Genomic DNA, 26702 nt, shown 5'->3' with positions numbered 1-26702 from the left:
TGCCCAAGGGACTTATCTGAGGTTCGAGAGCCGGAATGAACGAGACGGAACCAGCGCGAATCTTCGTGGTTGGGAGCTTCGTTGTTGCGTGTTGCGTGATGGTAGCACGGCTTCCGCGTCCTGGAGAGTCACTCAGCGCGGCGGACCTCAGCGTGGAGCCCGGCGGGAAAGGCTTCAACCTGGCCGTGACGTCGCACCGCCTCGGTTCGGCCGTCGACGGCGTGTTCGCCGTGGGCGACGATGCGTTCTCCGAGCTGGCCGCCACCTCGTTTCGCCTGGCCGGCCTCTCGACGGCAATGATCCGTTCCTACGCGGGTACGACGGGGGCCGGTGTCGGCTTCATCGATGGAACGGGGGAGAACTGCCTCGCGGTCCACATGGGTGCGAACGATCTCCTGTCCGCGGCCGAGATCGACCGGTGCGCTCCCGCGATCGCCCGTGCAAACCTGACCCTGGCCACCTTCGAATCACCGGACGGACCGATCCTGGCCGGGTTCTCGATCGCGCGGCGTGCCGGAAAGCGGACGCTCCTCAACCCGTCGCCCTATCGTCCCGTGGATCCCGGCCTCCTCGCTCAGACGTCCATCGTCGTCGTCAACGAGGTCGAAGCCGGGCAATGGGCGGACGCGTCCGGAACGCCGGTCTCGCCCGGCGCTCCCGCGCGGGCCTATGCCGATCTGGCCGACGCGATCCTGCGGGGCGGGCCCGACCTCGTGGTGGTCACGCTCGGGGCGCGCGGGGCGGTGGTCTTCCGCCCCGGTCAGGCACCGTGCCACCAGCCCGCGATCCCGGGCGAGACGGTCGATACGATCGGCGCCGGCGACGCGTTCACGGGCGGCCTCGCCGCGAGCCTGATCCGGGACCTGCCGCTGGAGGAGAGCCTCCTGCGCGCCACGGCCTGCGGTGCCATCGCGACGCGGCGCTTCGGTGCATTCCACGCCTTTCCGACGACGCAGGACCTCGACGATTTCCTGGACGCCTTGCCGGGTGACCAAGGCGCCGGCCGGACATCGTCGGCGCTGGTCGCCTGAGAACGCTTCGGCATGCCGGTGGTGGGCTTTCGGTAGCGGATGCGTTGACAGCCGCGCGTGTCGTCAGGTTAGGCTCCTGTTGTCGCGCAGGACTTTCTTTCGCGCAGGATTTTCCATGGAAAACTGCGGATCGGCGTTTCGGAAACGTCTCGGGAGCCGGTCGCGGCTCGCGGGTCTTCTAACCCTCGGCCTCGGTCTCTGGGCGGGAACGGCCTCTGCCGAGACCCGGGTCGCCCTCGTCATTGGCAACACCAGCTACCGCAACCTCAAGGCGCTCACGAATCCGGCCAACGACGCCAAGGATGTCGCGGCGGCCCTGAAGGCGCGCGGGTTCACCGTCCTGGAAGGGGTCGACCTCGAGCGCAGCGCCATGACCGGCGTGATCGCGCGGTTCCAGGCGCAGGCCCGCACCGCCGACGTCTCGCTGGTCTATTATGCCGGGCACGGCTTCCAGGTCGACGGGCAGAACTACCTCGTTCCGGTCGATGCGAGCATCAGGAGCCGGGGGGATGTCGAGACCGGCACGCTCAATCTGCGCGCGATCACCGACGGGCTCGAAGGCAGCCGGGGCATCCACCTCGTCTTCCTCGATGCCTGCCGCAACAACCCCCTGCGCGGGGCGGCCGGCGCGTCCGATCCCGGATTGCCGAACGGGCTCGCCCGGATGGGCAACGCCGCCGGCTTCCTGTTCGCCTACGCGACGCAGCCCGACAACGTCGCGTTCGACGGGGGCGGCCGCAACAGCCCCTTCGCGCAGGCCTTCCTCAGCCACGTCGCGACCCGGGGTCAGGACGTTGCCTCGATGATGATCGCGGTGCGCAAGGACGTGATCGCGGCGACGGGCGGGTTCCAGGTGCCGTGGGAGAACTCGTCGCTCACGAGCCAGTTCTACTTCACGCCCGGCCAGGCCGCGGTGGCCTCGCCCGAGACGCAGCTCTGGCAGATCGCCGCCTCCAGCCGGGACGCCGCCCTGCTGCGGATCTACCTGTCGCGCTATCCGGACGGGCCGCACGCCACCGAGGTCAAGTCCATGATCACGGTCGCGTCGGCCGATCCCGCCGCCACCGTGGGCGCGGTGCGGAGCACGCCCGATGCCGACCGCGTCTCCGACGACCGCCTGTGGGACTTCGCGCAGCGCTCCCGGCTGCGCCAGCTCGTCGAGTTCTACGTCACCCGTCACCCGGACGGGCGCCACGTCGGCGAAGCGCAGGAACTGCTCCAGTCGCTCCCGACGGCGGAGGATGCCGAGGCCCGTCCGGAAAGCCTGTGCGAGCGCTCGGCGACCCACCCCCGCGACGCGACTGCGAACACGGCGGGCGTGATCCTCTCCGATCTCGCCCGCAACGCGGATGCGGCGATCGCCGCCTGCCGGGCGGCCCGTCAGAACCACCCCGAGATGCCGCATTACACGGCGCTGCTGGCCCGCGCGCTCGCCGCCGCGGGCCAGCGCACCGAGGCCGTCACGCTCTACCGGGAGGCCGCCGAGCGCGGGAACCTGCGGGCGATGGTCAGCCTCGGCCTCCAGTTCGAGACCGGTGACGGGTTGCCCCGCGACCCGAAGGAAGCGGCGACCTGGTACGAGAAGGCCGCCGATGGCGGCAGTCCGGACGGCGCGATCAACCTCGCCGTCTCGCTGATGGAAGGCAGCGGGCGACGCAAGGACCCCGCGCGGGCCCTGGCGCTCCTGAAGACGGCGTCCGAGGCCGGGTCCGCCATCGCGACGTACAATCTCGGCGTGCTCGCCCAGCAGGGCGTGCTGAAGGAGAACGGCGCGGCGCTGACCTATTTCCGCAAGGCGACCGAACTCGGCGATCCGCGCGGCTTCGTCTCGGCCGCGATCCTGCTGGACGAAGGCCGCGGGGTCCGAAAGGACCCCGACAACGCCTCCGACATGCTCCTGATGGGCGTCGCCTCCGATTCGGGCGATGCCGCGAGCCAGATCATCCACCGGTCGTCCGCCTGGTCGACGGACACGATCCGCAGGCTCCAGGAACGGCTCAGGCAGGCCGGCTACTATCGCGGTCCGATCGACGGCAAGGGCGGCGCCAAGATGGAAGTCGCTTTGCGGAAGTGGCGAAGCGTCGGCATCCTCGACATGAAGTAGGAGCCGCGCGCGCACCGGCTGGTCCGGGGCACGCTGCGTCCCGACGGACCGCCGTCATGCGGCGCGGGACCCGCTTCATCGGATGGCCGGACCCCTCGATCTCCGGACGCGCGATCGGACTCGCCGACTCCGTTCCTCGGAGCGCGGATCGCCGGCGACCCGATCCCAGGCCGCCGGCGATCCCACAACTCCGTTTCGCGATGCGCCGCCGGGCTAGAGCCCGACCGCCTTCGACAGGCGCGCATCGACGGTCTGGAGCGCCGACGCGATGGCCCGTCCCTGGCGGGCCTGGATCCGGGCGACCGCCGGCTCGTCGGCGCGCAGCAGCGAGATCGCCTTGCGGATGGCCGTGACGGCTACGCGCACGGCCGCTCGCGCCTCGCTGACCGTAGCCGCCGTGCGGACCCGCTGGGCGGCCTGGCGGATGATGGCGGGAAGGCCACGGAAGGCGGGGGGCAATTGCTGGACCCGAAGGTCCAGCGTGGCCGCGAAGGTCTCCAACGAATCGCCGACGCAGGAGGTGTAGCCGCCGAGCGCCCGGTTGTTGGACTTCTCGCAGGCATTCAGCTTGGCATTGAGGGCCGTCGAAGCCGTGTTGATCGCCGCCAGGGTCTTGGTGCCGGAGGCGACCGTGCTGCTGCCGTCGCCCGCTGCCGTTCCGGAGCCGACGCCCAGGGTCGGGCCGCCGCCGCCGAGCGTGGTGCTCTCGGAGGCGACCGCGAGGTTGATGCTGCTGGTCAGGGGCAGGGGCGGCGCCGTGAGGTTGACCAGGCCGATGGCGATGTTGGGCGTGACGGACGCGTTCGCGATCTCGCTGGCCCGCTCTGCCGGCGTTTGCTGCGGAACCGGGACCGGGTTCACGGTGAGCGTGCCGTCCGTGTAGGTGATGGCGTAATTCGACCGGCCGTTGGCGGTGTTCACGAGGCCTGTCCCCTGCGCCGCGCTGGCGACGATCGGGTAGGTGGTGACCGGGGCGGTGGCGGGCTCGCCCTGGCTCGTAAGCGTCACGCGCGTGACCCGATCCCCGTTCACGAGTTCGGTCGCGCTGAACTCGGTTCCCGCGAAGGTGAACGTTTCGCCGAACGTCTTGGTCTGATCGTTCGCCCGGATCGTCAGTGGCGCGGGGGTAACGGCGAGGGTGCTCCCCGTGCCGGTGACGCGGTAGCGCGTGTTTCCGGCGCTGACGAAGGACGCGGTGATCGGGCTGATCGCATAATCGCCGACGCCGCTGGCCTGCGTGGCCGACGTCGCGAGCAGGCTCGCGGCGCTCGGCCGGACGGTCGCCGCATCGAATACGTAGGTGCCCGGTCCGCCGGAGACGGTGCCCGTGAGGAGCGGGTTCGCCTGGCCGTAGGTTTTCGACTGCGCGTCGGCGGTGACCGAGACGACGGGCGCGATGCTGTAGAGTTCGGGGTAGAACCCGGCGCTCGGCGGGGCCCAGGTGGTCTGGAAGTTCCAGCCCTGGCCCGTGGCCAGCGGCACGAAGGTGGCGGCGTTCTGGAACTGCGCCGTGGTGAGGCCGGTCGCGCCCGCGAGCGTCGGCGCGTTGCCGGCGGCGGCCCCCTGACCGGTGGTCGTCGTATCCCAGAACGAGGCGGAGACCGTGCCGGACGGGGTGTTCGTTCCCGCCGGCTGGTTCGAGCCCAACAACCCTCCGGTCAGAACGGCCGTGGCGGCGGTGCCGGACGTGACCGCGCCGCGCGCATAGCTCTCGACCACGGAGCCACTGTTGCTGCCGACGAGGCCACCCGTGGCGCTGACGGTCGTGCCTGAGACGCTGGTCGCGGATCCACCCGTCACCGAGCCCGACGCGTACGTGCGCCGAACCGTGCCGAGATTCGCACCGATCAGGCCGCCTGTCGCCGATTGCGCGCTGATCGCGTCTCCAGAATTCGCGGTTCCACCCGAGACGGAACCGGATGAGAACGCTTCGGTGACACTCCCTGAATTGCGGCCGATCAGTCCGCCGACGAGGACCGCGAAGGGAGCGGTATTTCTTATCGTCGAATAGATGCTGGAAGTCGTGGCCGACCCGGTCGCATAGACTTGGGTCACGTTCCCGTTGTTCACTCCGATGAGTCCACCCACCTCGCTACCCAGAGACACGGCTCCCGTGGCGTAGGATCGCGAGACGTTCGCGCTGTTGAATCCGATCAATCCGCCGGCCGCGCCATCGAAGTTGAAGAGACTGCCATCGACACTGAAGCCTCCACCGACGACGTTGCCAGTCGCTGAGGATTGAACGACTTCACCAACCGTGTTGGTCTCGCCGATGACGTTCGTGCTGCCGATCAGACCACCGGTCGCCGCGGCCGCGGTCGAGATGTTGCGGCCCGTGCTGCCGTTGGCAAAGGCATTTCCGCCATTCACGTTTCCGCTGGCGACGGATCGCGTGATGGAGCTTCCCGTGCTCGTTCCGATCAGTCCGCCGGCGGTCGTTGCGGCAACGCTCGAGGTGCCGCCGCCGCTGCTTGAGGTTGCCGAACCACCGGTCACGGCCCCCGAGGTCGAGGCGTCGGAGATCGTCGCGCGGAAAGCCGTACCGACGAGACCGCCCGTGGATGTCCCGGCCGTGAGCGTTTCCGTCTCCGTCAATCCGCTTACGGCACTGGTGCCGCCCGTGACGGCGCCCGTCGCCGAAGATTGTAGGATCGCGCCGCCATTCGTCGCGCCGACGAGACCGCCGGTCGAGGTCGTGGCGGTCCCATTGGTGGACGTGGCGTAGCCGCCCGTCACGATGGCCGACGAGGACGAGCGTGCGATGGTTCCGCCGACGGCGGCCGTTCCGGGAACTCCATTCGCACCCACCAGACCGCCCGTGTAAGTGGCTGACGTGGCCGTCGAGTTCGTGTTTCCGCTGACGGTGCCGCTGACGTTGACGCCGAAGATGCTTGTGTTGACGGCCGTACCCGCTAATCCGCCAACAAAACTCGGGCCTGTACCCGTGTAAGTGCTGCGAACGTTAAAATTATTGAGGTTCAGACTTTCGATAGTTGCGTTCGCGACTTGCCCGAACAGGCCGACATATTGGATGGGTGACGTAATATTTAGATTGCTGATACTGTGTCCGAGGCCGTTGAGCTTACCCATGAAGGTAGCAGTCGCGCCAGCTGGGGAGACGTTGATCGGCGCACCAAGCGTCTGACCGCCCGCATCGAGATTGTCCGCCAGCGCGAACCGGTTGTTCGCGGCGGTGGCGGTCAGAAGATCGCGCGGGAAAGTTGTCGCGAACTCCTGCGCCCGCACCAGCCGATAGTCCTCGCCGTTGATCAACAGATTTTGAGTCGGCGTGGCCGTGCCGCTTGCCACGAACGACGCGCTCGCGCCCGTGCCGAAGCTCAGCGTGCCGCCCGTGCCGCCCTGGTTGGTGTTGAGCGTGAGGTTGCCGTCCCCGCTCACCGTCAGATTCGCGTTGACCACGATCGAGCGGTAGGCGTTCAGCGTCAGCGTGGTCGCGGTCGCCGCACCCGTCCCGGTGCCCCAGGTCACCGGGGCCGCCACCGTGATGTCGCCCGCCTGCGTGCCGGGGCTGCCCGCCCCGCCGGTCGTCACCGTGACGTTCGCGCTGCGCAGGGCGGTCTGCAGGGTCGTCGCATTGATCACCGAATCGTTGCCGGTCGCGGCAAAGCCGGTCTGGTTCGCGTCCGCGCCGTTCGAGATCGTGACGTTGTAGGGGTCGAGCAGCAGGGTGCCGAAGGTACCCTTGGCCGCCGTCAGGATCGCCGTGCCGGTGTAGTCGAGCACGCCGTGGCTCGACACCTCCGCCTGACCGCCGTTGCCGCCCTGCTCGCCGCCCGTGGCGCTGATCCGTCCGGCGAAGCGGGTGATCTGGTCCGACCAGATCACCACGTCGCCGCCCTGGCCCTGCCGGCCCGCATCGGCGCTGATCGTGGTGGCCGCGTCCACCGTCGTGGTGCTCGCGCGCTGCAGCGGGCCGTTGCCCTGCTCATCGCCGCCGACCCGGATGCGACCGCCGCCGGCCGTGCCGTTGGCCATCAGCGTCGCGCCGCTGAGCCGGATGTCGTTGCCCGTCACCGTGATGTCGCCGCCACGCGCCGGGGCGCGCTTCCCCGTCGAGGCCTGCTTGGTGGCAGAACCTGGGCGCGCCTGCGTCCGTGCCGAGGTGTCGAGCCGGCCCGACACCGTCACCGTTCCGCCCTCGCCGCCGCCGAGCACGATCGCGCCCGAGCGGCCGCTGACGCTGCGGGCTTCCACCAGGCCCGAGAGGTTGATGGCGTGGCGCGCTGCATCGCGGGCCGTCGCCGCCTGCATCACCACCGTGCCGCCCGGTGCCCGGATCTGGCCGCTGTGCTGGATCAGCGCCGCGTCCGATCCATCCTTGCGCGAGGGCACCGCCACCTGGAGGAACCCGTCGCCGGAGAAGTCCAGGGTGGCCTGCTCGCCTGCCCCGAGCCCGACCTTGCCCATCGGCACGCTGATCAGGCCCGCATTCTCGACCCGCCCGCCCAGCAGCGCGACGTAGCCGCCCTTCTGGACCGTGATGCTGCCCTGGTTCGACACCGTCGCGGACTGGCCCGTGCCGCGGAAGAGGCGCTTGCCCGCCTTGAAGTTTTCGTCCGTGGTGTCGAGGGTCGAGGCCACGAAGGCGCCCGCCTGGACCGTGCCGGTCGGGGTGATCGCGACCCCGTTCGGGTTCACGAGATAGACCTGCCCGTTGGCGTTGAGCTGGCCCGCGATCGTCGAGGGGGCCGAACCGGTGACCCGGTTCAGGATCGCCGAGGAGGCCGAGGGCTGGCTGATGTCCACCCGCGCCCCCTGGCCGATGGAGAACCCCTGCCAGTTCACGATCGCGCTCGACGTCGTCTGCTGGATGGTCATCTGGTTGGCCGAGGGCGTGCTGATGCTGACGCCGCCGTGGACGGTCGAGGCCCCGGTGGGCAGCTCGCCCGCGCCGGCCGCGAACGAACCCGTCAGAGCCGTGCCCGTCAGGAGCAGTTGGAGCAGGGGGCGAACGTTACGGTTCATGGACGATCTCTGAGGCGCAGGCTGGCCAAGTCGTGGCGACGGTGTCTTCGTATCGGCGTCTTCGTATCGGCGTCTTGGCGACGGTCGGATCAGAAGCGGACGGCGCCCACCACGGTGAAACGGTTGCCGTCGGGCAGGGCGTCGTTGCGGAAGCGCCGCCCGAATTCCAGGGTGAGCGAGGTCAGCGTGCCGTTGGGCTCCGTCTGGGACAGCATGCGCACGCCGACGCCCACCGCCGAGACGCCGAGCCGCGCCTTCTCCAGAGCAGTCGGCTGCTCGAGATAGAGCGCGCCCGTCGCCCCGAAGACGTAGGGTGCGATCGAGAGGGGCAGGCCTTCCGGTGTCACCGAGAACGGGGTCGACAGCTCGCCGCGCACCACCCACCCGCTGTCGCCGCCGAGGCTGCCGGCGTCGAAGGTGGACAATTCCTGGAACGACGCGAAGCCGATCTGCTCGCTGCGCGCGAGCGCCTGGCCGAACGAGGTCTGACCGCGCGCGTACAGGCCCAGCACCACGGGATCGAAGAGAGGCTGGGTGTAGCTGACCAGCGCGTCGAGCTTCTGGAACTCGGCATCCGCGCCGAGACGGGACAGCGGCAGCACGGGCGTCGCGTCCGCTGCGCTGCGCGCGCCGAGCCCGTTCACGCCGAGCGAGAGCGTGCCGGTGGCGGCCAGCAGCCCCCCGTTCTCGAAGCGCATGTCGCCCGCGCCGCTGAGACGCAGGACACGCAACTCGTCGAGGCTCAGCGGCGCGATCGTCGCCGGCAGGACGAGGCCGAGCTGCTCGCGGGTGGCATCGAAGGCGACTTCCGTGAAGAAGTTGGCCGTGCGGCTGCGCAGCCAGGGGTAGCGCAGGCGGAACGAGAGGCGCTCGAAGTCGCTGCTGGTCTGGATGCCGTTGTTCAGGCGCGGCGCCGTCCGGCTGTTGGTCGCCTCGAAGTTGAAGGTCAGCCCGTCCGTGCCGAGAGGGAGGATGAAGCCGCCCGCGAGGGTGCGCAGGCGCGGGTTGTCGCCGAAGGGACTGCCGATGCCGCGGGAGTCGTTCTCGCCAGGATGGCCGAAGCCGCGGAAATAGATGGTCTCGCCCTGGCCGAAGGCGGTGTTGATGTCGATGCCGCCGCCGAGGGAGAACCCCCCGAGCTGGCGGCCGACGGTGTTGTCGCCGCTGAAGAAGCCGGTGACGGGCTTGTAGAGCGACTCGATGATCAGGGCCGTTCCACCCTGCGCCGTGCTGGGCGCCAAGGTCGAGCGGAGGGCGACGCCGGGCGTGTCGCCGGCCAGGAGCAGGCGCCGCTCGATCTCGCCGATCTGCAGGTCGCGGCGCCCGATCAGCGGTTCGAGCAGGGCCGAGACGCGGCTCCGCACCGGGTCGGGCACGTTGCGATAATCGATGCGCTCGATGAAGCCGCTGACGACGACGAGGCGCAGGCGGCCGCCGTTCCTGAGTTGTTGGGCGGGCAGGACGACGCGGGTGAGGACGGCGCCGGAGGCGATCAGGGCGGCTTCGAGGTCGCGGGCGGCGGCGAAGATCTCGGCGGCGAGGATCTGGCGCCCGACGAGGCGGCCCTCCAGGCGCTGCACGTCCGCCGCGAATCCGGGCGGGGCATTCTCGATGCTGACGCCGGAGAGACGCACGCTCAGGCGATCCGCCCCGGCGGGCGTACCGAGGCCGGGCTGGCCCGAGAAGACGAGGCCGTTGCCGCCGCCGGTCTGGGGCGGACGAAAGCTCGGCGGCGTGATCTGGCTGGCCGTCTGCGCCGAGACGTTCGACGCGGCGCAGAGCATCGAAACGGCCGCCAGCACGGCACCGCAAGTGGTTCTATAAGTTGCGTTCGTCTTGGCGCGAGCCGGAAGATGGCAAGATTGCATAGTCGCTCGCTGGAACACTCTCGCGCAGCGCGAACCCTTCGCCGCGCCTCCCAAATCACTTTCCGTATTTAGCGCCGGAGGGTCAACGAAGTGCGAACGGGTTTCGTCAGGTACAGATGTGACAGTCCAGCGGTGTCATATTTGTGCATCATCCGGGCCTCGATGCTTCGACTGTCCTCGCGCGGGCGATCGGTGCGGCCCTCCTCGGCAAGATTTGCCGAGTATTCGGATTTCCACGCCTCCAACGTCGATCGCGCCGCGTGTGCGGATCTGTTCCGACGGACCCTGAGGTTGTGATTTTCCGATGGGCGGGAGGATCGCCTCAATGGGTCCGCTGCCGGTGGCCGATCGGAGCGACCGGACGGACGGGTCTTGTCGCGTGCGCCATGACGGGGCACCGCGGGGCGCTGTCGATCAGCTTGGGCCCCTTGAGCCTGTCCATCATCGCCGGCCGCGCGTAGCAGGCCGGTTGCAGCCGCTTGGCCTCGTCGCGGTGGAGATGCGCGCCGGGCAACGCCTTCTCGTTGACGATGAGGCCGGCCTCGGAGATCTGGTCGACGGCCCGGCAGACGCGCCCGAGTTCTTTCCCTGGCTCGCGGGGCCGGTCGTAGTGGAGCGCCGGCGTCGCGACGATGCGTTCCGATCAACGAGCCTTGGTATCAGGTGTGGTCATGGAGAACTCCCGGCCTGATGAGGCCCGCGTCGATGGCCAGCCAGACCAGATGAGCATCGTTGCGAGCACCCAGTTTCGCCTTGATGCCATAGTGATAGTTCTGGATGGTTTTCGGGCTGAGGTTGAGCGCTGTGGCAATGGCCTCCGTCGTCATGCCGGAGGCCACGAGCTGAAGCACCTCCACCTCTCGGGGAGCGAGTTCGTCCAGCAGCGAGCATTTGCCGCCAAGTCGTTCCGCGGCAAGCTCCTGCGCGATGTCGGCGCTGACGGATTGTCCGCCCCGTGCCACGAGGGCGACCGATCGAACCAGTTCCTCGGGTGCGCTGCTCTTGGTGACGTAGCCTGCGGCTCCTGCCTCGAAGGCCTTCAGGGCGAAGGCCGCCCCTTGGTGCATGGTGAACACCAGGATGCGGGCGCGCGGATCCCATTGCCGGATGTGCCGTACCGCCTCGAGGCCGCTCGGCCCCGGCAGGGTCAGGTCCATGATGACCAGCGTCGGGGTGCTCGCCTTATAGGCCCGGTAGGCTTCGGCGGCCGTCTCCGCCTCGGCCACGACGCGGTATCCCGGCTGACGCTCCAGCAGGCGGCGGTAGCCCTCCCGTACGACCGGATGGTCATCCACGAGCAGGATCGTGATCTCACTCACGCGGCAAGGTCCCGCCAAGCCACGTCCGAACCGGTGGTCCCGTCGCTCCGAATGGGTGGTTGGTCCGCCTCGAACTCGCAGGGGATCGTCGCTTCGATGCGGACGCCGCCGGGGGCCGGGCCGATGCTCAGATCCCCACCCAAAGCCCCGATTCGCTCCCGGATGCCGAGGACGCCCTGGCCGCGTCCGGTCTCCACGAGCACGGCGTCGCCCCCGCCATCGTCCACGACGCCTAGCATCACCCGATCCGGCATCCGAACGATCGTGACGTCTACCCGGGTCGGCCGTCCGTGGCGAACGGCATTGGTGAGGCATTCCTGCACGATGCGGTAGAGGCTGAGGGAAATCGGTCCGCTCAATGTGGAGAGGTCACCGGCGACGCTCAGGTTGAAGGCGACGGGGTTCACGCTGCGCCCCGGCCAGATGGAGACGAGGCGGCGCAGTCCGTGCTCCAGGCCGAACTCGTCGAGGTCCGGCGGGCGCAGACGCGCGAGCGCGCCCTTCAGCGTTCCCATCATGTCACGGGTGATCCGGCCGATCGCACGGGCGTCGTCCCGCAACGCCGGACGATCGCCGGTCTCGGCCTCGATGGCGCCCGCCAAGGCGCCCGTGGCGGTGAGGCATTGTCCGAACTCGTCGTGGAGATCCCGGGCGAGGGCGCGGCGCTCCTCTTCCTGAACCGCGAAGAGGCGCCGGGTCAGGGCGGTCCGCTCGGCGGTGGTCTGCCGAAGGCGCTCGCTCAGGGCATTGACGGCTTGCGCGATGCCATCGAACTCCTGCGCCCGGAAGCGGGGCAGCCGCGTGGCGTGATCGCCCCGCTCCATGCGTCCGAGACCTCGGGTGATGACCCGTGCCGGCCGCAGGGCCACACCGATCACCAGCGTGGCCAGGAGGGCGATGCCGCCGGCCATGGCGGCGGCGGCCGCCATCAGCACCCGCACCTGCCGCCACACCTGGCGAACGGCCGCGCCCCGGTCGGGCGTCGTGACCACGATGCCGGCTTCCCTGCGGTTCAGAGTCACCAACCGGCGGATCGGTTCGATCTCGCCGAAGGCCGCGCGATAGAGCCCCTCGAACCAGGCCGGGGCTGGCCGGCCGGCCGTCTCCAGCCCGCTGCATTGCTGAAGTGTCGCCTCGCCGGCCCAGGTGAGAGCGACACAGTTCCCCGGGCTGATGAAGCGCAGGGTGTGCGAGCTGCGCCAATCCGGAAAGGCATACTTGGCGAAACGCCCGGTGCTGCCGCGCCATGTCAGTTCGCGCCAGGCGAGTTCCTGCGCTTCGCGCACCACTCGGTCGGCCGACGCCGCCGTCTCCTCGCGTATGCCCTGATGGACCTCGCTGACGACCCAGGCCGTGGCAAGGCCCAGACAGAGCAGCACCACGGCGGTCACCCGGAGGATCAATCCGATGAAGAGACCCATACCCTCGACGTTCCTTGAACCCCGCATGGAAGAGGCACGCAACCGCCGGATGCTGGCAAGGGGCCCCGACCACGATCAGGCAAAATGCCCAATTCGCGACGGGGATCTTGCCCTACCGGGGGGACGGGTGGGTCCGTAGCGTCCAATCCGTCGGGCTGCTCCGCGAGACCATCGAAGAAGGCAGCCGGCGACGGGAGGAAATCCATGAAACATGCTTGCCTGCTCGGCTTGAGCCTCGTGACTGCGGGTGCCACCGCCGCAATGGCCAACGACGACGTGCTGAAGCGCAGCCAGGACCCCAACCAGCAGGTGTTGCAGACGCTCGACTACGCCAACACGCGCTATTCGAAGCTCGACCAGATCAATGCTGGCAACGTGAAGAACCTGCAGGTCGCCTGGAACTTCTCCACCGGGGTCCTGCGCGGCCACGAGGGTTCGCCCCTTGTCATCGGTGACGTGATGTTCGTTCACACGCCCTTCCCCAACATCGTCTATGCCCTCGACCTGAACAACGAAGGCAAGATCCTCTGGAAGTACGAGCCGAAGCAGGATTCGTCGGTCATCCCGGTGATGTGCTGCGATACGGTCTATCGCGGGCTGGCCTATGCGGATGGCGCCATCATCCTGCACCAGGCCGATACCACCCTGGTCTCGCTGGACGCCAAGTCCGGCAAGGTGAACTGGTCGGTGAAGAACGGCGACCCGAAGGTCGGCGAGACCAACACCGCCACGGTGCTGCCGGTGAAGGACAAGATCATCGTCGGCATTTCCGGTGCCGAGTACGGCATCCGGGGCCACATCACCGCCTACGACGCCAAGACCGGCAACCGCCTCTGGCGCGGCTACAGCGTCGGATCGGACGAAGACATGATCGTCGATCCGGTGAAGACCACCTCGCTGGGCAAGCCGATCGGCAAGGATTCCTCTCTGAAGAGCTGGGAAGGCGACCAGTGGAAGACCGGCGGCGGCGCGACCTGGGGCTGGTACTCCTACGACCCGAAACTCGACCTCGTCTATTACGGCACCGCCAATCCCTCGACCTGGAACCCGAAGCAGCGTCCGGGCGACAACAAGTGGACCATGGCGATCTTCGCCCGCAATCCCGACACCGGCATGACGAAGTGGGTCTACCAGATGACCCCGCATGACGAGTGGGACTACGACGGCATCAACGAGATGATCCTCACGGATCAGAAGATCGACGGCAAGGAGCGTCCGCTCCTCACGCACTTCGACCGCAACGGTTTCGCCTACACCCTGGACCGTGCCACCGGCGAGGTGCTGGTGGCGGAGAAGTTCGATCCGGTGGTGAACTGGGCCTCCAAGGTCGACCTCGACAAGGCGTCGCCCACCTACGGCCGTCCGCTCGTCCAGGCCAAGTACTCCACCGATCAGAACGGGGAGGACACCAACACCAAGGGTGTGTGCCCCGCCGCCCTCGGCACCAAGGATCAGCAGCCCGCGGCGTTCTCGCCGAAGACCCAGCTGTTCTACGTGCCCACCAACCACGTCTGCATGGATTACGAGCCGTTCCGCGTGAGCTACACGCCGGGTCAGCCCTATGTCGGCGCGACCGTCTCGATGTACCCGGCTCCCAACAGCCACGGCGGCATGGGCAACTTCATCGCCTGGGACAATCTGAAGGGCCAGATCAAGTGGTCGAACCAGGAGCAGTTCTCGGTGTGGTCGGGCGCTCTCGCCACGGCCGGTGACGTGGTGTTCTACGGAACCCTCGAAGGTTACCTGAAGGCTGTCGATGCCAAGACCGGTAAGGAACTCTACAAGTTCAAGACGGCCTCGGGCATCATCGGCAATGTGATGACCTATACCCACAAGGGTAAGCAACACCTCGCCATCCTGTCGGGCGTCGGCGGCTGGGCGGGCATCGGCCTGGCTGCCGGCCTGACCGACCCGAATGCCGGCCTCGGCGCGGTCGGTGGCTACGCCGCCTTGTCGAGCTACACCAACCTCGGGGGGCAGCTCACCGTCTTCACGCTGCCGAACTGACGGACTTCGCCAGAGGCATCGGCTCTATCGGAGCCGATGCAGACAGTTTCCCCGGCGCAACATCCGCGTCCCGGAGAAATGGCGTGTCGCCCTCGCGCCAAGGATGAAGAGGGCTGTTTGCGACAGTGACTGATCCGAACCTCCGCGTGGCGTACGTCCTCCACATTGCTGTCGTGCGGGAATGGATCGGCGGGCTTTCGAGCCCGCCTTTTTTGTGGGTCAAAGCCTGATGGCCGGAATCCGATTGTGATCAGCTGTGTGCAAGGCAGGACGAAGCGTTTTGGCTCCTATGCGGCGCGGACATCGCGAGCATGAAGTTCGGATTCGACCGCCGTAAGCGGGACCACCTCGTCAGCCTCGGAGGTCTTCTCGCGGACATCGGGCATCGTCCCGTCTCTGCGCTGAGGGGAAACCATCAGAAGGCATGGCTGGACGACCTGATGCATCGACTCGCGATGGGCCTGCTGTAAGGTCCCCACATCCCGCCGACTACGTCAGCCGTCCTATGATCCCGACCGCACGCCCCAGAATTCCCTCGCATCTGGCGGGAGGCCATTCAGAGCCAGGTCGAACCGGACCGGATCGGTGTGTTCGCGGAGGGTCCGAGCCACGACGTCGATGGCGTCGTCCGGCGTGAAGGAATGCTCTCGTCGGAAGGCCTGGGCCTCGCGCGTCAGCTCCGCACGGCTCGCGAAGGCCAGCACCGGTCCGCGCGTATCCCATTCCGATACGAACATGGCTCGGAGCACGGCCGGGAGCGCGTCTGCGAAGCGGATCGCGTGATGAACGCTGACGCGCCGTCGGAAGACGAACAGGACAGCCAGTACGCTGTAATAGGCCTGGTGCGTCGTGGCATGACCCAGAGCGTCGCGGACCGCGATCATGAAGCCGTCGAAGTCGCGAGACGCCTGGGTGTATTCCCGAGGGACAGGCATGGCGCACCCATCTCGATTTCAAGCTGTCGCAGCCTGCCACGGTAGAGCCGTGGTCGGAAGTCGATCCGGAGATCCACGGAACGGCGTCCCGGACAACCCCCGCCATCGCGGACTCTCCGGCGACTTTCGGGGGCAGCGCCAGCGGTGAGCGGTGGGTCGACACTCACATGCCTCTACGGGGCGCGGGTCCTGCCAGTCCCGGCCGTCGCAGCCGCGATGGCGAAGCGCATGTAGGCAAGCCCCTCCCGGACCGTCTCGACCGGCACGCGCCCCATCACGCCGGCATGGGCAGCCAGGGCCTCGCGGATCACGGGATGCCAACGCGCCGGGTGGGCGACGAGGGCGTGACGGCCCCCGCCGTCCTTGGAGACGACGCCTCCGGTTTCCAACGCACAGGCGATGCGCGCGACGCCGAGGACGCCCCAGGCCAGGGCCCCGGCATTGGCATCCTCGCCGGGCGCCTTCCAGGCCAGCCCCGCCTCGGCCTGCGTGATCCATGACAGCCAGTATTCCCGCAGGTTCCCGACCTGGTAGGTCCGCAGCGCATCGCCGTCGTCGGCGATGCCGAGTTCGCTCGGCGGCGGGCCGAACGCGGTCCGCCCATGGCGGGCAAGGCAGCGCCAGACGACCGGGTTGACCTCACGGCAGACCTCACCGGTCCGGAACCGTCCGTCCAGGCTGAACGGCAGGACCACATACTGCGTCGGCACCCGTCCGAGCGCCTCGGCGGTCAGATAGAAGCCGTCGAAACAGGCGCCGCCGGCCTCCGCCAGTCCGGCGTGGACGCGTTCGAGGGCGGCGCAGTCTCGCGTGGCCGGCTCACGGTCCAGCACCGCGACGAAGTCGATGTCGCTCGCCCCGGGCCGGAAGTCGTCGAGCGCGACCGATCCGACGAGGTACAGGCCCTGGAGGACCGGCATCCCCTCGGCGTCCAGGCGCCGCCTGTAGTCGGCGACGACCGAGGCGACGGGGTTCGGAAGCGGGACCGCTTGGCTCACGGCGTGCACTCCTGGGATGGCGGGCGACGTGATCGGCCAGCGACCTCAGCCTGCCGGGCGCACCGGTTCAAGCCGGCAAGTCCGGGGGAGCCGGCTGCGCGGGGTCACATCCGCGCGAGCACCGAAGGTCGAGGATGCCTGCCGGGTGGCGCGACCCAATGCGACGGGCCAGATCCCTCTCGCACCGGGTTCGAACGCGGTCTGGAGCCGCAAGGAGGCTGCATGAGGTCCGTCGTACTCGCGCTCATCCTCGGTGCCGCGGCCGTGGCCCTGATCCATTTCGCCTACCCGGCGGCCGCCGCGGCAGGGTGCCCGTCCTGCTACGGCTTCACCGAAGTCGAGGACGGCCTCTATGTCGAGCGCGGCATGCCGCCGGATCGTCGGGAGGCGGCGAAGGCCACGGTCGAGGCCGCCCGGGCGCGGGTCCGAGCCTTCTACGGGGATTTGCGATCCGGCCCGCGCATCCTGATCTGCGGCACCGACGCCTGCTACCGTCCCCTCGGCGGCGGCTCGCGCGGCATCGCGCTCCTCGACCAGGCGCTGATCCTGTCGCCGCGCGGCGCCGATGTCGTCATCGCGGCTCACGAACTCGCCCATGCCGAGCTCCACCGGCGCATCGGCCTGATCGCCACGCTGTCACGCTCGGTGCCCCAATGGTTCGACGAGGGGCTGGCGGTGGTGGTCTCGGACGACCCGCGCTACCTCAGCCCCGGTCCCGAACGCTGCCGGGCGGAACCCGATGGCGACATGCCGGCTTCCCGCGCCGCCTGGATCGAGACCGCGGACAGCGCCGGGCTCTATGCCAAAGCTGCCTGCAAGGTCAGCCGGTGGCTCGACGCCCATGGCGGGTCGGCCGGCCTCCTGCGCCTCGTGGCGGGCGGATCCTTTCGAGACATCGCCTCCGACACGGGATCTTGAGGGGCCGAGACGCACGGCTGGCTTGGCATCCGGGTCCAGGTCAGGATAGCCTGCCGCCAGGCCGATGCTGCCTGCCGCTCGCCCTGGGAACGGGATGGTGAAAGCATGACGGACGACCACCCCCACCCGTACCCCTGACCGGCGTCGGGTCGGCAATGCGGGCACCGACGATCCGACACCGGCATGGGAGAGCACCATGACGACCGTCGACCAAGCCAAGGCCATGGCCAAGCGGCTGCGCGCCTCGCTGGCCGCGCGCGACCTTTCCGTCCCGCACGCGACCGCCCTCGAACTCGTCGCCGCCAGCCTCGGCCACGAGGATTGGAACACCGCCTGCGCCGCCCTCGAACGAAATGCGGATGACGGCATCCGCTTCCTGGAGGCGGTGCCGATCCTGCGCATCTTCGACGAGGCCAAGGCGCGCGAGTTCTATTGCGGCTTCCTCGGCTTCGCGCCCGGCTTCGAGCACCGCTTCGAGCCGGGCCTGCCGCTTTACATGGAGGTCGCCCGTGCCGGCCTGCGGCTGCACCTGTCCGAGCACCACGGCGACGCCAGCCCCGGCTCGACCGTGTTCGTGCGGATGCGGGGCGTCCACGCCTTCCACCGGGAGCTGACGGACAAGCGCTACGGCTATGCCCGCCCCGGCATCGAGCAGGCCCCCTGGGGCGACGTGCTGGAGGTCGCCGACCCCTTCGGCAACCGCCTGCGGTTCTGCCAGCCTCGCGACGAGGGGGGCGGGCAGAGGCCGGCCCGATCCGCTGTCGATTGAGAGGATGAAGGGGGGGCGATGGGCGTCGAGATCGCACGCGTGAAGGCGCTCATCGCCACCCTGGCGTCCGTGACGTCGGCTCCGCATTTCCATCGGACGGCCTTCCGGACGCCGCGCAAGACCTTCGCGACGCTGGACGAGGCCGGCCGCGACCTCAACCTGATGTTCGACCCGGACCATCGCGAATTCTTCTGCGAACAGGTTCCCGAGGCGTTCAGCCCCGTCCCAGGCGGCTGGGGCAGGATGGGCGCAACGCGGTGCGATCTGAGGGTCGTCGACGAGGCGACCCTTCTGTCGGCTCTGGCGGCAGCCCATCGTCTCGCCGCCCCGAAGCCACGGGCGCGACGCGGCAGGGATGGAGAGGCATGACGCCGATTCATCCTCTCGCACCCGCACGGGGAGCGCGTGCCGGGCCATGTCGATCCGCGACGCCACTGCTTTGCGGGATCGGAGCCCCGTCCTCGCAGGCGCGTAGACGACATCGTCCGCCGGGCAGGCGGAGACATTCGGTCAGGAGATGTGCCGATGACGAACGGCTGGGAGGAGTCCGCATCGGCCTGGATCGCGACTCAGGCCGATGGTGGCGATCTCGCGCGGCGCCTCATCCTCGACGCGCCGATGCTCGAACGGGCGCGGCTTCATGGGACGGGCGACGTCCTGGACGTCGGATGCGGGGAGGGCCGGTTCTGCCGCCTGCTCGCGAGCGAGGGGGCGAGCGTCGTCGGCATCGATCCGGCGGGATCGCTCATCCGCGAGGCGCGCAGGCTGCATCCCGACGGCGACTATCGCGTCGTCGGGGCCGAGGCGCTGCCGTTCGCGGATGCCACGTTCGATCTCGTCGTGGCCTACCTCAGCCTCATCGACATCGCGGATCTGAAGGCGGCGGTGGCCGAGATGCACCGGGTTCTCCGTCCCGGCGGACACCTCCTGATCGCGAACCACAACGGCTTCTTCAGCGCCAGCAACCCGTCCGGCTGGCGAAGCACACCCGAGGGTACGCGCGCGTTCGTCATCGACCATTACATGGACGAGCGTTCGGATTGGGTCGGTTGGAGCGGCATCCGCGTACTGAACTGGCATCGCCCCCTCAGCACGTACATGTCGCTGTTGCTCGCCACCGGATTGCAGTTGCGGCACTTCGAGGAGCCCTTGGCGCGAGGAGGACATCCCGAGATGGCCGCCCTCCAGCGGCGCGTTCCGGCCTTCCTCGTCATGGAATGGGAGAAGCCATCGCCGGCCGGTATGGTTTGAGGCACGGGGGCATGTCCCCCCGCCATCCGCCCGGATCGAGACCAGCCAAACTCGACTTCAACCGATCCGGTCCGTGACGCCGAGGTCGACCTCAGTCGGCGGTGAAGCTGTCGGGAACAATCGGTGTCAGAATCGCCCGATGGCTGTAGAGGACGACGCGGAGATCGGGACTGAACTGCAGCCGAAAGAGTCTCGGCTCTGGCACCTGGTCGCTCATGATACCGCGCATGCCCTCGGCGACGATCTTCTCGATCACGACAGTCGAATAGCTGCAGTCACCGATCCGGACGGTGTCGCGCCCGACGACCTTCAGGTTGGTCGTGTCGGTGCTCTCGACCCCGAAGAACCAGCCCCCAGTCCAGTAGACGGTGTCGTAGGTGAAGCTCTGGCCCGGCTCGGGGCGGAAGGTGCGGTAGTCCGTCGGGTAGACGAACCTGCGGGTCGTGTCGCCGTCCGCCAGCACCTGCCCGGAACCGATGGGGACGAGGCCGTCGTAGGTCGTGTCCACAAAGGTGCCGACGCCTTTCGTGGTGGTCTCGGTCCTGATCTCGTGCTCGCCGGTCGCTTTGATATGAATGGTGGAATTCCCCTGGCGCAGGGTGACGCCCTTGGGCATGTCGGCGGCCGTCGGGCACCGCTCCGCCGAGGCGGGCTGGCGCGCGAATGCGGCAACCATGACAAGTGCTGCGACCGACCGATGATGCATGAGGTCAACTCCGCGCGGGCGGGGCCGGTGACCCGTTCCGGAAGAAACGTCGCCCTTTCGCACTCCGCCGATCCTCAGGGCCGGTAGGTGCCGGCGTATACGGTCCCGGAGGGCAGATCGCAGGTCCCGCGCTGATCGACCTGCCACGCGTCGCGGCCCTCGGGATGGACCGAGACGATGCAGCCACGATCCGTGAACTCGGCCTTTCCCCGGCGCAGATCGAGAAAGCCCCCGGTACCGATGGTGTTGACGTCGCCGTTCTCCACCCCACCGGGCCCGACATAGGTCGAGACCAGCGAGACGTAGGCGAAGCCATGGATCGGACCGACCACGTCCAGCGTGCCGCTGTTTCCCTTGGGTTCCTCGGTGAAGAAATGGGTGGCCGCGCCGTTGCCGCCCTTGGTGCGCAGGAGCCTTTCGATCCGTTCGTCATACGCGTCGCCGAGGCATGCGGCGGTCCCACATGTGTCTGCCTTTACGAGCCATTCCCGTTGATTGGCCTTGATCGGTCCGCTCGGTTCCTCGCGCAGGGCCGCCCCGTAGAGCTTCGACAGGATCTCGTCGCGGGCGCCGAGGGCGGGGTTGGAGCAGATCAGGCGCTCCGTCCTCGACGCGGCCTTGGCGCAATCGAAGCTCGCCGCTGGCGCCGGCGTCGCGACGACGGTGGCGGCGACGAGCGCAGCGGCGGCGAAGGCTTCGCAACCGTGATCCCCCATGACCGACTCCAAAATTCCGTTCGGTGGCGGCTTGAGATTGCATCGCGTCGACCGGTTTCGGAAGACACGATGCCTCGATAGTCTCCGCGACATGGCGATGGGGACGTTCCTGCTGGCGATGATCCCGGCGCGGCACTGGATGGCGGCCAACCTCGTCCGCCTGAGGCTGCCCCACCTCGCCGCCGCCGGGGCCGTCATCGGGTTCCTCACCGGAAGCGTCGCCGCCACGGGTTCGGCCGACGTGCCGTTCTTCCTGGGCTACGGCCTGACCGGGGGCGCGTTCATCGGCACGGAGGCCGCCGCCTCGCTCGCCGTCTATGCCACGAAGTCGGTGACCGTCGGCGGCTCCGGGGCACTGCCGGTCGAGGTCGTCACCAGGGCGCTCGTCGTTGGCGCCTCGCTGATGGTCGGCGCGTTCGTGGCCAAGCCGTTCGTGCTGCGCCTTGCCCCGGAGACGTTCCGATACGTGGTGGACGGGCTGCCGCTGATCTCCGGGCTGAGCCTGCTGTGGCGGGCTTCGTAACTCGAACGCCCGGCAATGCGTCCCCAACACTCTTATGGCGAGACCGGGCTGGCAGGGAGGCGGACCTCGAACGCGCGCATGCCCGGTCCCGCGCCCCGGACCTCAAGGGCGCCCGCCTGCCCGAGGGCGAGGACGCGGGTGAACAGCAATTCGTCGCCGGTGCCCTGCCCAGGCGGGTCGACCTCGGAGTTCAGGTGGTTGATGGCGCGGCCGATCAGCTTGATGACCAACTCCCAGCCCGGCGTGGCCAGCCCCGTCAGGACGGGGTCGAAGTGCGTCAGGGGGGCCGACATCAGGCGACCGTCGCGGACGACGCGGAGCGGCGCGTTCTCCCGGCGCAACCGCGACCAGGCCGCCGAGGCCGCCTCGCCCTCCGCGGTCGAGACCGTGCGCCGTTTCGCCTGGAGGCCGGACGCGACGATGTCTTCGGGCCGCAGCAGGCCGAGGGACCAGACCGGCGAGACGCCGCCGACCGTCGTGACGTCGAGCCCGGTCGCGTCGACGATGTCGAAGGGCCGGCCGGCCATGCGAGAGGCGAACGCGAGGTAGCTCGCGTGCTCGCCCGCGTCGGACAGGCAGACCCAGTAGACCGGGTAAACGGCAGGCGACGTGGCCTCCGTCCAGGGCGCCTCCGGTTCGTGCCAGTCCCAGTCAGGGTCGTCGTCGCGAAGGTTCGCATGGGCCCACGCTCGGCGCGCGCCGGAATGCAGGTGGTCGATGGGACCGACGTGCAGGGCACTGGACAGCGCGATCACGCGCTCCGTGCAGCCCTCCGACCGCAGCGCGTCCCGGACGCTCTCCGCCCGGCTCACGCCCCATGCGACGTGGACGACCTCGGAAGTCTCGGTCATGCGTCTCCTCCGCTTTGGGTGCCGAATGCCACGCACGTCCCCCGCCGGAAACGGGTGGACATAAGCCGCCTCAGCCGCCGAACCAACGTTTCATGGCCTGGCTGAGGGCTCCCTCGTCGAGCCCGCCGTCGCTAGCCCAGGCGACGGTCCCGTCGGGCCGCACGAGCACGGCGTGCAAGCCCAGCCGGTCCGGCACGCGGCCCGCCACATAGTCGATCCGCTCGGCATGACGGTTCGCGAGCGCCCGGAGCGACGGCTCCTGATCGAAATCCAGGAGCAAGCCCCTGCCGTCGCGCATCAGGGTGCCGATCCGCCGCCCGTCACTCAGCGCGAAATCGGGAACGCTGCGTCCGACCAACGGGTGATCCTCGCCGAGATCGTGGCGGAGCGAAACGCCCCACACGCGCTCGGCGAAGTAGGTGGCACCATCGCGCGTCTCGACGAGGTCCCGGACGATGGCTTCGAGCGCGCGCGAACTCCGGCTCGGCCGCATCAGCGCGACCTGGGCCCGCGACCAGTCGAGGACGCGCGCGCCGACCGGGTGCCGTTCTCGCTCGTAGCTATCGAGCAGGCCGGCCGGTGCGTCGCCGCGGATCGTGGCCGCGAGCTTCCAGCCGAGGTTCATCGCATCGCCGATTCCGAGGTTGAGACCCTGGCCGCCCAGCGGCGAATGGATGTGCGCGGCGTCGCCGGCCAACAGGACACGGCCCTCGCGATACGCGCTCGCCTGATGGGCGCGGTCGGTCCAGGTGGTCGCGAGGTCGAGCGCCGTCACCGTGACGTCGGTCCCGGAGATCCGGCGCAGCACCGCCTCGACATGGTCGCGGGTGACCGAGGCGGAGCGATGGAAGGCGCCGCCGTCAAAGTCGGCCATCGCGAGGGTGCCGGGCGGTGTGAACATGTACATGCCCTCCGCCGTGTGCTGCCGACCGGGCTTGAGCATGGCAGGGTCGGCCAGCTCGGCCACCATCGAGTAGCCGGTGAACTCGGGATCGGTGCCGCTGAAGCCGATTCCCGCCACCTTGCGGACCACGCTGCGCGCACCGTCGCAGCCGACGAGCCAGCGGCCCCGGAACGCCTCGCCGCCGGCCCGCACGACGACGTCTTCATCCGATTGCTCGAAGCCCTCGACGCCATGGCCCCACAGGATCCTGACGCCCGAGGCGTCCGCACGGACCCTCAGGACGGCTTCGATGCTCGCCATCTCCGTCGCCATGGTGTCGACGGGTCCGGACAGGCGGTGCGGCCAGCGCGCGGTGTCGATCCGGTCGTGGTGGAACTGGATGCCGGCGAAGTGACCGCCCGGTCGACGCCGCTGCCCCATCCAGTGCGCCGTTCCCGGCGCACCGGGGGCGGATGCGCGATCCTTGATGGCATCCAGGAGACCGCGGCGGTCGAGGCTCTCGATGGTGGGGACGGACAGGCCCCGAATTCCGAACGGGGCATGCTTCAACGGCGAGGACGGGTCGCTTGCCCGTTCGAGGACCACGACCGAGCAGCCGGCCAGTGACAGCTCGCAGGCGAGGAACAGGCCGACGGGACCTGCGCCGGCGATGACGACATCGTGGGGCGTTGTTGCGGTAGGCATGGTCAGGCTCCTGCGTCGATGTTCGACCGGAGCGTTTCCCGAAACCTGAGACCCGCGCGGACGAACGGCCGGACGCGCGAGGGCGTCCTTCGTTCGTCGCGGGGATCCGCGGCACGGGGCCGAAGACCAGAGCTCCCGTCACCGAGAGGACTTGGGCTTACCAAACCAAGTCTGCCTTTTCCGACATCGCCACGATACCGCGATGCTGAAATGACCGCAACGGCCACGCCATGGCCGGTGCGATGCCCCCGATTCTGGAAATTCCACACCAGGCGGAAGAGTTTCGGTGATCGTGTTCCCTCATCCCGAGGCGCCACGGTCACTCAACCGCACGAGCGACAGCTTGGGGACCCGTACACGGGCGTCCGTTGGCGACGTGACCGGGTGTGACGGCGATGGCCCGTTCGGAAACTGGCCCTTCGGAGGCCGACCGTCGCAACCTACTCTTCCGAGCCACACCCTTGAGCCCGGCGGCGCCTGGAACGCGGACCTGCAGACCATCGCCGTCCATGCCGGCACGATGACGGTCGGCGATCTCGTGCTCGTCAACGCCTACCTCGTTCGGCTCTACCTTCCGCTCATGGTTCGTCTCCAGCTCGCGGCGACCGGTTCTCTCCGGTCCGCCAGGGCTTGCGGCTCGTGAAACTCGCCAGGATGCCGAGCCGATGCAGGGTCGGCAGCGGCGGCAGTCGGAACTTCTTACGGGAGGGCGTATGCTCGGCCGCGTTCGTCGCGCACGGGAGAACGCCGATGACCAGCCTCGCCGACCACATGCGCACCATGGCCGCTTACAATGCCTGGGCCAACGACCGCCTCTACGCCGCCGCAGCCAAACTGCCCGACGACGCCTACCGCCAGGAGGCAGGAGCGTTCTTCGGCAGCCTACATGGGACGCTGAACCACCTGCTCGTGGTCGACCGGCTCTGGCTGCGTCGTCTGACCGGCGAGGGCGGGGCGCCGAACCGCCTGGACGTGATCCTGTTCGAGGATCTCGAAGACCTGCGGCGGGCACGGGTGGCGGAGGACGCACGCCTGGAAGCCTACGTCGCCGGGCTCTCGGCGGGGGGACTCGCGGCAATCTTCGACTACGCGACGACGAGCGGCGTGCCGCAGCGCCAGCCGCGCTCCGAGGCGCTGGCCCACCTGTTCAATCACCAGACACATCACCGTGGCCAGGCGCACGCCATCCTGACCCGGCTGGGCGTGGCCGAGCCGCCCTCGCTGGACCTGCTGCTCATGCAACGCGAACGGGCGAGCCCTGTGATGCCGGCGGCGAGATAACGGTCGGGGGATGCCTCGCGGCAATCGCTCGCCGACTGATCCTCCGCCACAGAGTTGCGCGCGATTAGAACGCCTTCTCCGACAGGGGGAACAGCCCGGCGAAAACCTGCACGACGTTCCGGTCCCCGTCTAGCGACAACTGTCCCGATGCCTCCGCATCCATCGGATCGGCGCGGGCCGCGCGGAGTTTGCCATCGCTCACCGAGGAAACAGTCCATGACCTACGTGAGCGGGTTTGTCGTACCGGTTCCCGACGACAAGCGAGACGCCTACGTCGCGTCGGCTGAAGTGGGCTGGGACCTCTTCCGGGAATACGGCGCGCTTCAACAGATGGAGTCCTGGGGCGATAACGTGCCGGAGGGCAAGCAGACCGATTTCCGCCGGTCCGTTGCCCTTCGCGATGGCGAGAGCGTCGTGCTCGGGTGGATCCTCTGGCCCGACCGGGAAACGGCGGACCGGTGCGAGGCCGCCATGCGGAGCGATCCACGCTTTCGCGACTTGGCGATGCCGTTCGACGGATCGCGGATGATTTTCGGCGGCTTCGCTACGGTCTTCGAAGCATCGAGCGAAGCGACTGTCTAGTTGGCGAAAATAGAAGGAAAGGACGTCATCATCGATCGAACGGACCTCGAGTAGATGAATCCGCTGTGGCGAGCATTATGCTATTCATTCGATGCTCGGGCTCCGCGATCTTGAGCGGGACGCCGCCGCTCGTCTGCGCGAAGCAGGGCATGATGTTATTCTGCCAGACCTTTTTGATGGAGCTTCAACCGACGATATGGTCGAGGGCGACGCGATAACGGCGAACATCGGCTGGGACAGAATTCGGGAAAGAGCGGCGGGCGCATTGGACGGCATATTGGCAGGCATCTCCATGGGTGCGGGCGCGGTGGGAGAGTTCTGGCCCACACGTCCAAACGCTGTGGGCATCCTGCTCTTGCATGGTTTGTGCGCAATCCCGGATCGATGCCATTTTCGCGCGCGGGTGCAGGTCAATCTGTCCGCGAGCGATCCGTTTTTCTCCCTCAGCGACGTTTTATGCTTGGCAAGCGGCGGCCATGGATGCGGATCTTGCCGCTGACGTAGCCATATACCCCCAGCCTGGGCATCTTCTTATGGTAGAAAGTCTACGGACTATACCAGGGCGGGAACAGCAATAATTTGGTGGAACTTGCTCGATTGTATCGGTCATGTTTCGACTGCGTCGTGACGAATCCAGCTAAATTTCCAGCGGACCGCTGCTGGAGGAATGAATAAAAATAACACAATAAGTTGTAGGCCTGGGATAATTATTATTGCACTTGGATTTTCGTTCGCCAGCTTTGCAAATTCGCTTTTGGAGAGGAACGGCGGGAAAACACCCTAACCGGTCCTTCGGCTTCCGACCCAACTCGTCGCTTGTTGGATCACCGGGGTTTATCGAAAGCGGA

Annotated in this window: 23 protein-coding genes; 13 read left to right on the top strand and 10 right to left on the bottom strand. The window is 68.3% G+C overall.

The genetic code is table 11. The features are described from left to right. The first annotated feature begins 35 nt into the window (after positions 1–35). Entirely contained in the window at positions 36–1031 is a 996-nt protein-coding gene (locus MKK54_RS06445) for a ribokinase (protein WP_244009966.1), read from the top strand. 115 nt (positions 1032–1146) lie between these two features. Next, entirely contained in the window at positions 1147–3135 is a 1989-nt protein-coding gene (locus tag MKK54_RS06440; RefSeq protein ID WP_244009965.1) for a caspase family protein, read from the top strand. 213 nt (positions 3136–3348) lie between these two features. On the opposite strand, the gene MKK54_RS06435 is transcribed toward MKK54_RS06440, so the two are convergent. The 4 genes from MKK54_RS06435 to MKK54_RS06420 form a co-directional block, all read right to left on the bottom strand. Beyond that, a complete protein-coding gene (locus MKK54_RS06435; protein WP_244009964.1) occupies positions 3349–8121 on the bottom strand; it encodes a beta strand repeat-containing protein in 4773 nt (1590 codons plus the stop codon). Between the two features lie 89 nt (positions 8122–8210). Then, positions 8211–9923, bottom strand: coding sequence for a ShlB/FhaC/HecB family hemolysin secretion/activation protein (locus MKK54_RS06430; protein ID WP_244009963.1), 1713 nt, complete (start codon positions 9921–9923; stop codon positions 8211–8213). Between the two features lie 725 nt (positions 9924–10648). Then, positions 10649–11308 (bottom strand): response regulator transcription factor, encoded by a 660-nt coding sequence (locus MKK54_RS06425; RefSeq protein WP_244009962.1) that lies wholly within the window; start codon positions 11306–11308, stop codon positions 10649–10651. Beyond that, positions 11305–12729, bottom strand: coding sequence for a histidine kinase (locus tag MKK54_RS06420; RefSeq protein WP_244009961.1), 1425 nt, complete (start codon positions 12727–12729; stop codon positions 11305–11307). Before MKK54_RS06420 ends, MKK54_RS06425 begins: the two co-directional genes overlap by 4 nt. Before the next feature lie 204 nt (positions 12730–12933). On the opposite strand from MKK54_RS06420, the gene MKK54_RS06415 reads away from it, so the two are divergent. Together MKK54_RS06415 and MKK54_RS06410 are read left to right on the top strand one after the other, a co-directional pair. Then, positions 12934–14736, top strand: a complete 1803-nt coding sequence (locus MKK54_RS06415; RefSeq protein ID WP_279597207.1) for a methanol/ethanol family PQQ-dependent dehydrogenase — start codon at positions 12934–12936, stop codon at positions 14734–14736. Positions 14737–15047: 311 nt separating this feature from the next. Beyond that, complete coding sequence (locus MKK54_RS06410; RefSeq protein ID WP_244009960.1) at positions 15048–15206, top strand: hypothetical protein; 159 nt, start codon at positions 15048–15050, stop codon at positions 15204–15206. A gap of 33 nt (positions 15207–15239) precedes the next feature. On the opposite strand, the gene MKK54_RS06405 is transcribed toward MKK54_RS06410, so the two are convergent. Both MKK54_RS06405 and MKK54_RS06400 read right to left on the bottom strand, forming a co-directional pair. After that, positions 15240–15620 carry a DUF2267 domain-containing protein gene (locus MKK54_RS06405; RefSeq protein WP_244009959.1) on the bottom strand — a complete coding sequence of 127 codons (381 nt, stop codon included), beginning with the start codon at positions 15618–15620 and terminating at the stop codon, positions 15240–15242. A 224-nt stretch (positions 15621–15844) separates the two neighbouring features. Next, on the bottom strand, positions 15845–16669 hold the full coding sequence (locus MKK54_RS06400; protein WP_244009958.1) for an aminoglycoside adenylyltransferase domain-containing protein: 825 nt from the start codon (positions 16667–16669) through the stop codon (positions 15845–15847). A 222-nt stretch (positions 16670–16891) separates the two neighbouring features. Between MKK54_RS06400 and MKK54_RS06395 the strand changes: the two genes are divergently transcribed. The 4 genes from MKK54_RS06395 to MKK54_RS06380 all read left to right on the top strand — a co-directional run bounded on the left by MKK54_RS06395 (position 16892) and on the right by MKK54_RS06380 (position 19607). After that, complete coding sequence (locus MKK54_RS06395; protein WP_244009957.1) at positions 16892–17587, top strand: hypothetical protein; 696 nt, start codon at positions 16892–16894, stop codon at positions 17585–17587. Positions 17588–17783: 196 nt separating this feature from the next. Then, positions 17784–18356, top strand: coding sequence for a glyoxalase superfamily protein (locus MKK54_RS06390; RefSeq protein WP_244009956.1), 573 nt, complete (start codon positions 17784–17786; stop codon positions 18354–18356). Between the two features lie 18 nt (positions 18357–18374). Further along, positions 18375–18725, top strand: coding sequence for an MmcQ/YjbR family DNA-binding protein (locus tag MKK54_RS06385; protein WP_244009955.1), 351 nt, complete (start codon positions 18375–18377; stop codon positions 18723–18725). A gap of 156 nt (positions 18726–18881) precedes the next feature. Next, entirely contained in the window at positions 18882–19607 is a 726-nt protein-coding gene (locus tag MKK54_RS06380) for a class I SAM-dependent methyltransferase (RefSeq protein ID WP_244009954.1), read from the top strand. Positions 19608–19698: 91 nt separating this feature from the next. Here MKK54_RS06380 and MKK54_RS06375 read toward each other — a convergent pair whose 3' ends face one another. Next, positions 19699–20313, bottom strand: coding sequence for a hypothetical protein (locus tag MKK54_RS06375; protein WP_244009953.1), 615 nt, complete (start codon positions 20311–20313; stop codon positions 19699–19701). A gap of 74 nt (positions 20314–20387) precedes the next feature. Next, positions 20388–21029: a lysozyme inhibitor LprI family protein gene (locus MKK54_RS06370; protein WP_244009952.1), complete on the bottom strand. Its 642-nt coding sequence runs from the start codon at positions 21027–21029 to the stop codon at positions 20388–20390. Between the two features lie 91 nt (positions 21030–21120). On the opposite strand from MKK54_RS06370, the gene MKK54_RS06365 reads away from it, so the two are divergent. After that, positions 21121–21552, top strand: a complete 432-nt coding sequence (locus MKK54_RS06365) for a hypothetical protein (RefSeq protein ID WP_244009951.1) — start codon at positions 21121–21123, stop codon at positions 21550–21552. Positions 21553–21584: 32 nt separating this feature from the next. On the opposite strand, the gene MKK54_RS06360 is transcribed toward MKK54_RS06365, so the two are convergent. Both MKK54_RS06360 and MKK54_RS06355 read right to left on the bottom strand, forming a co-directional pair. Further along, positions 21585–22403 (bottom strand): DUF3658 domain-containing protein, encoded by an 819-nt coding sequence (locus MKK54_RS06360; RefSeq protein ID WP_244009950.1) that lies wholly within the window; start codon positions 22401–22403, stop codon positions 21585–21587. 70 nt (positions 22404–22473) lie between these two features. Further along, positions 22474–23991 carry an FAD-dependent monooxygenase gene (locus MKK54_RS06355; RefSeq protein WP_244009949.1) on the bottom strand — a complete coding sequence of 506 codons (1518 nt, stop codon included), beginning with the start codon at positions 23989–23991 and terminating at the stop codon, positions 22474–22476. 343 nt (positions 23992–24334) lie between these two features. On the opposite strand from MKK54_RS06355, the gene MKK54_RS06350 reads away from it, so the two are divergent. The 4 genes from MKK54_RS06350 (at position 24335) to MKK54_RS06335 (ending at position 26353) form a co-directional block, all read left to right on the top strand. Then, entirely contained in the window at positions 24335–24634 is a 300-nt protein-coding gene (locus MKK54_RS06350; RefSeq protein WP_244009948.1) for a hypothetical protein, read from the top strand. A 107-nt stretch (positions 24635–24741) separates the two neighbouring features. Next, positions 24742–25272, top strand: a complete 531-nt coding sequence (locus tag MKK54_RS06345; protein ID WP_244009947.1) for a DinB family protein — start codon at positions 24742–24744, stop codon at positions 25270–25272. A gap of 216 nt (positions 25273–25488) precedes the next feature. Continuing rightward, positions 25489–25854: a DUF1428 domain-containing protein gene (locus tag MKK54_RS06340; RefSeq protein ID WP_244009946.1), complete on the top strand. Its 366-nt coding sequence runs from the start codon at positions 25489–25491 to the stop codon at positions 25852–25854. Between the two features lie 91 nt (positions 25855–25945). Beyond that, entirely contained in the window at positions 25946–26353 is a 408-nt protein-coding gene (locus MKK54_RS06335) for a hypothetical protein (protein ID WP_244009945.1), read from the top strand. Positions 26354–26702 lie beyond the last annotated feature (349 nt).

This window comes from Methylobacterium sp. J-068, from assembly GCF_022829445.1.
Lineage (GTDB): Bacteria > Pseudomonadota > Alphaproteobacteria > Rhizobiales > Beijerinckiaceae > Methylobacterium.
This window is presented reverse-complemented; position numbering and strand designations above follow the sequence as displayed.